General features: G+C 66.0%; 3 protein-coding genes and 1 pseudogene. 1 reads left to right on the top strand and 3 read right to left on the bottom strand.

Features of this window, described 5'->3' with window-relative positions; all coding sequences use genetic code 11:
• The 3 genes from OR16_RS38490 to OR16_RS38500 form a co-directional block, all read right to left on the bottom strand.
• The coding region (locus OR16_RS38490; RefSeq protein ID WP_006164747.1) for a TenA family transcriptional regulator at positions 1–479 on the bottom strand (479 nt) is incomplete at its 3' end.
• 174 nt (positions 480–653) lie between these two features.
• Entirely contained in the window at positions 654–1,586 is a 933-nt protein-coding gene (locus tag OR16_RS38495) for an ornithine cyclodeaminase family protein (RefSeq protein ID WP_006164748.1), read from the bottom strand.
• A gap of 69 nt (positions 1,587–1,655) precedes the next feature.
• Positions 1,656–2,405, bottom strand: a complete 750-nt coding sequence (locus tag OR16_RS38500; protein WP_006164749.1) for a sulfite exporter TauE/SafE family protein — start codon at positions 2,403–2,405, stop codon at positions 1,656–1,658.
• A 326-nt stretch (positions 2,406–2,731) separates the two neighbouring features.
• On the opposite strand from OR16_RS38500, the pseudogene OR16_RS47980 reads away from it, so the two are divergent.
• Positions 2,732–4,270: pseudogene (locus OR16_RS47980) on the top strand (hypothetical protein).
• The last annotated feature ends 44 nt before the right edge of the window (positions 4,271–4,314 follow it).

The following is a 4,314-nucleotide window of genomic DNA, read 5'->3' on the forward strand; positions in this document are numbered from 1 at the left end:
GGGGTCTGCTTGCGGTAGATCGACGGCACCTGCGATTCCAGGCCGACGACCAGTCCGGCAACGGCGACGACCGGGTCTTCGCGCATGGCCACGGCGTAGCACCAGCTTTGCAGGCCGCGGGTGGTGGGGGACATGTTATCGGGGTCGATCACGCGTTCGCGGGTGGTGCCGCAGGCTTCGGCAAAGCGGATGAGCAGGTCGGTGTGGCGGTCGCCGCCGATTTCTTCCTCATACATATTGGCGAGCAGGAAGTCCTTGGCTTCGGTGAAGCGGTCCGGGGTGCGGGCGTAGATGTAGGCGAGGTAGTCGGCGAAGGGGCCGACGTAGTGATAGTGGTTCTCGGCCCAGCGGGCGAGGTGGTCGCGGGAGAGCTTGCCGCTGGCCCATGCCACGCTGAAGGGGGCCTTGTTGGCGCTCTTGCCCTTGATGGCGTTTTCAAGGGCGGCGCGGAAATCATCACGGTTCATCAGTTCGGCCATCGGGGGCTCCTGGGGGAACGGGGTTCAAGGTTGTGCGGGGCTGAGTGGCATGGTCGCGGAAGCGATCTGCCTGATTGCCCATCGTTCTGATAATTGTATACTATCTACAATTTAAGAAAAGGGGGTGTGACCAACATTACAAAAAGTGCGGATCGCATGCGGGCAGCGCGGTACTTAAGCGGCCCTGGCCTCACCCGCGGCCTCGATCTGCCGGTAGGCGAAGCCCGCCAGCGCCACATCCTCCAGCCCCACGCCCACGGACTTGTAGATCAGGATGTCCGTGTCGCCGCTGCGCGGCTTCACGCTGCCGGTCACCACATCGGCCAGCTCGACGATCTTGTCGGCCGGCAGCACGCCGGGATCCGCCAGCACGATGTCCCCGGCCTCGCGCATCGATTGGGGGCGCCACTCCACCACCAGCCGCGCCGCGCGCGCGAGTGCCACGTCGTCCAGCTCACGCGTATGCGGCAGGCTCGACCCGATGGCCGCGACGAAGGCGCCGGGCTTGAGCGAATGGCCGGAGAACAGCGGCGTGGTGGAGCGCGAGGCGGTGACCACGATATCGGCCTGCGCCGCGGCCTGGTCCGGCTCGGCAAAGTGGACCGGGATGCCGCACTGCTGTGCCAGGCGCTCGGGCATGGCGGCATCGGCATATGGGTCCGACAGCAGGATGCGCTTGAGCGGCAGGGCGGCGGCGAGCTGGCGGGCATGCTGCACGCCTTGCGTGCCGGCGCCGAACAGCGCGAGCACTTCGGCGCCAGGGCGCGCCAGATGCCGGGCGGCCAGCACCGAGCAGGCCGCGGTGCGCAGCCGGGTGATCGCACCCGCATCGAAGGACGCCAGTGGCCGGCCGTCCTGGGTGGAGAAGATCAGGATGACAAAGGAGAATTGTCCCTTGATGGTGGTGTAGACCTTGGCGCCCGCCACCTGCTGCTCGGGAATCACCGCGCCCAGCGTGGACAGCTTGACGCCGCCGGCCTCGGTGCGGATGCGTTCCTGCATGGCGGCCTTGCCTTGGCCGAAGCTGCGGAAGGCGTCCAGCATCACTTGCTGGGCGTCGGCGGGGCTGACATGGCGGTCGATCATCTCGTCGGTGATATGCAGCATGGTTTATTTCCTGGCGTAACGGGAATGGAAGGGGGGCTGAGTTGGCGAGGAGTAGCGCGAGGCGTGGCGTCAGGCGGGCAGGGCCAGCTTGACCAGCACGCCTACGGCGCCGGCCGTGCACAGCGCCAGCAACAGCTTGCGCACGGCCTTGGCCGAAAAGCGGTTCTTGAGGCGATTGGATGCGGCAAAGCCGACCAGCAGCATGGGTGACAGGCTCAGGCTGAGCCACAGGTCCGCCAGCCCGAAACGGCCGGCGGCAGCCAGCATGGCCAGCGAAAACGCGGCGCCGGCACACAGGATGCAGCCAATGGTGGCGCGCAGCTGCGGCGGCGGCAGGTGCTGCATGACGATGGCAAAGGGCGGGGCGCCGGCCGAGGTGACCGTGCCCATGAAGCCGGAAGCGGCGCCCGCCACCGCCATGTTCAGGCCGGACGCCCGCACCCGCCAGCCCAGCAGGCTCAGCGCCACCGCGGCCAGGATCGACAGCGCAAACACCAGCGCCAGCAGCTCGGCCGGCAACTGCGTCATCGCCGCCACCGCCACCACCGTGCCCGCTGCACGGCCAGCCAGGGCATTGCCCGCCGTGCGCCAGGCAATGGCACGGAACTCGCGTATCGCACCCAGCAACGAGACCAGCCCGCCCATGGCCAGCAAGGGGCCCGGGGCTTGCGGGAAGAACAGCACGGCCACCGGCGCCGACACCATCGAGAAGCCGATCCCGCCCACGCCCTGCAGGCAGGCGCCGCACAGGATCAGCGCGCCCATCATGCCGAATTGCAAGGCGGTGATGCCGGTGGGAAGAAGGGAGGGCAGCGTCATGGTGGATTGGATTGGAGTCAGGGATCGCGCCCGGCGTCCACAAGGCCTCCGGATCGCGCGTCAAATTGGTATACAGTCTACATAAAATTTCATCGAAAGGCATCTCAAAGAGAACGGGTGGGTGGTCTTGGCTCGCAAAAGGTGCCGTAAATCCCCATTAAAGCGCGGAAATATAAGGGTTTGCACCAGTTTGGGTGGATTCCCTAGTTCAGCCAGATTTCGCTTGTTTTGATGTAGATCAAGAATATAGTATACGTTCATGGGGCAGCCATAGCCCTGCAAGACAAAGACGATGGTCTCTACAGATAAAGATCCAAGGGGAATACATGCAACACGAAGCGGTGATTGGCGCGGCACACTGGATCTACCTATTGGGCGTGGCGGTGATCGTCCTGACCATGATCCTGCGGGCCAATGTGGTCGTACCGTCGATCCTGGGTACGTTCCTGGTGGTGTTCGCGCTGACCGGTAGCCCGGTCTCGGCGCTGGGAGGGATTTTTTCGGCAAGCCTGGTGGCGGCCAAGGAGTTGTTCAACATCTTCCTGGTCATCGCCTTCATGACGGCGCTGCTCAACTCGCTGAAGACGCTGCGCTCGGATATCCGCATGGTGGAGCCGTTCCGGGTGGTGATGAAGAACGGCCATTCCGCGTTCTTCATCCTGGCCGGCATTACCTACGTGATTTCGCTGTTCTTCTGGCCCACGCCGGCGGTGCCGCTGGTCTCGGCCATCCTGCTGCCGGCAGCGATCGCCGCCGGCCTGCCGCCGCTCGCGGGCGCCATGGCCATCGCGATCGCAGGACAGGGCATGGCGCTGTCGTCCGACTATGTGATTGGCGTGGCGCCCGGGATCAGCGCCAAGGCCGCTGGCGCCGCGGTCAGCGCGGTGGTGGTGGCCGACCGCGCACTGGTGCTGTCGATCATTACCGGCGCCATCGCGCTGACCCTGGCGTACCTGTCGATGCGCAAGCACATCGTGCCGCCAGCGGCGCCTTGCTGACCAACTGGCAAGCGCGCGCCGGCGGCGTAAATGAAAAAGGTCGAGCACGCCGGCACCTTCGACAAGGCCGAGATCGCGCGCGGCACCGAGCACGAGGAGCCGCTCGCCACCGATGCCAACATCGAGCGCAGCCTGGCCATGGTGGCGCTGCGCCGCGTTAAATGGTCCAAGTGCTTTGCGGTGGTGACGCCGCTGGCCTTCCTGGCGGTGGTGGCCGTGATGGTGCTGCCGAAGATGGGTTCGGGCCTGCCCGAATTGAAGGGCGGCGATGCCGCCGCGCTGGTCGGCGGTGTCGCGGCGCTGCTGATGATGCTGGCCACGCTGGCCGCCGAAGGCCCGCGCAAGATGCTCGACGTGTGCCCCGAGCACATTACCGACGGCTTTGTCTTCGCCTTCAAGGCCATGGGCTCGGTGCTGCCGATCGCCGGCTTCTTCTTTGTCGGTGCCGGCGAGACCGCGGCGCAGATCCTGGGCGTCAGCGCCGACAAGGCGCCCAGCCTGCTGTTCGAGCTGATCCAGGCGTACCAGCACATGATTCCGGATAACCATGTGCTGGTGGCGTTTGGCGTGCTGCTGGTCGGCATGATCACCGGCATCGACGGCTCCGGCTTTGCGGGCCTGCCGCTTACCGGCACGCTGGCCGGCGCACTGGGCCCGGTGGTGGGGTTCGATTCCGCAACGTTGGCGGCAATCGGGCAGATGGGCGCGGTGTGGACGGGCGGCGGCACGCTGATCGCGTGGTCCTCCCTGATTGCGGTGGCCGGCTTCGCCCGGGTGCCGGTGCTCGACGCGGTGCGTGCCTTGCTGGTGCCGGTGCTGATCGGGCTATGCGTTTCCACGGTTTGCGCCATGTTCCTCTGGCGCTAGGCCTGTCGCGGTGAATGAAAAAAACGAGGCCATCCGTGCCTTCG

Source organism: Cupriavidus basilensis OR16, assembly GCF_000243095.1.
GTDB classification, from domain to species: Bacteria; Pseudomonadota; Gammaproteobacteria; order Burkholderiales; family Burkholderiaceae; genus Cupriavidus; species Cupriavidus basilensis_D.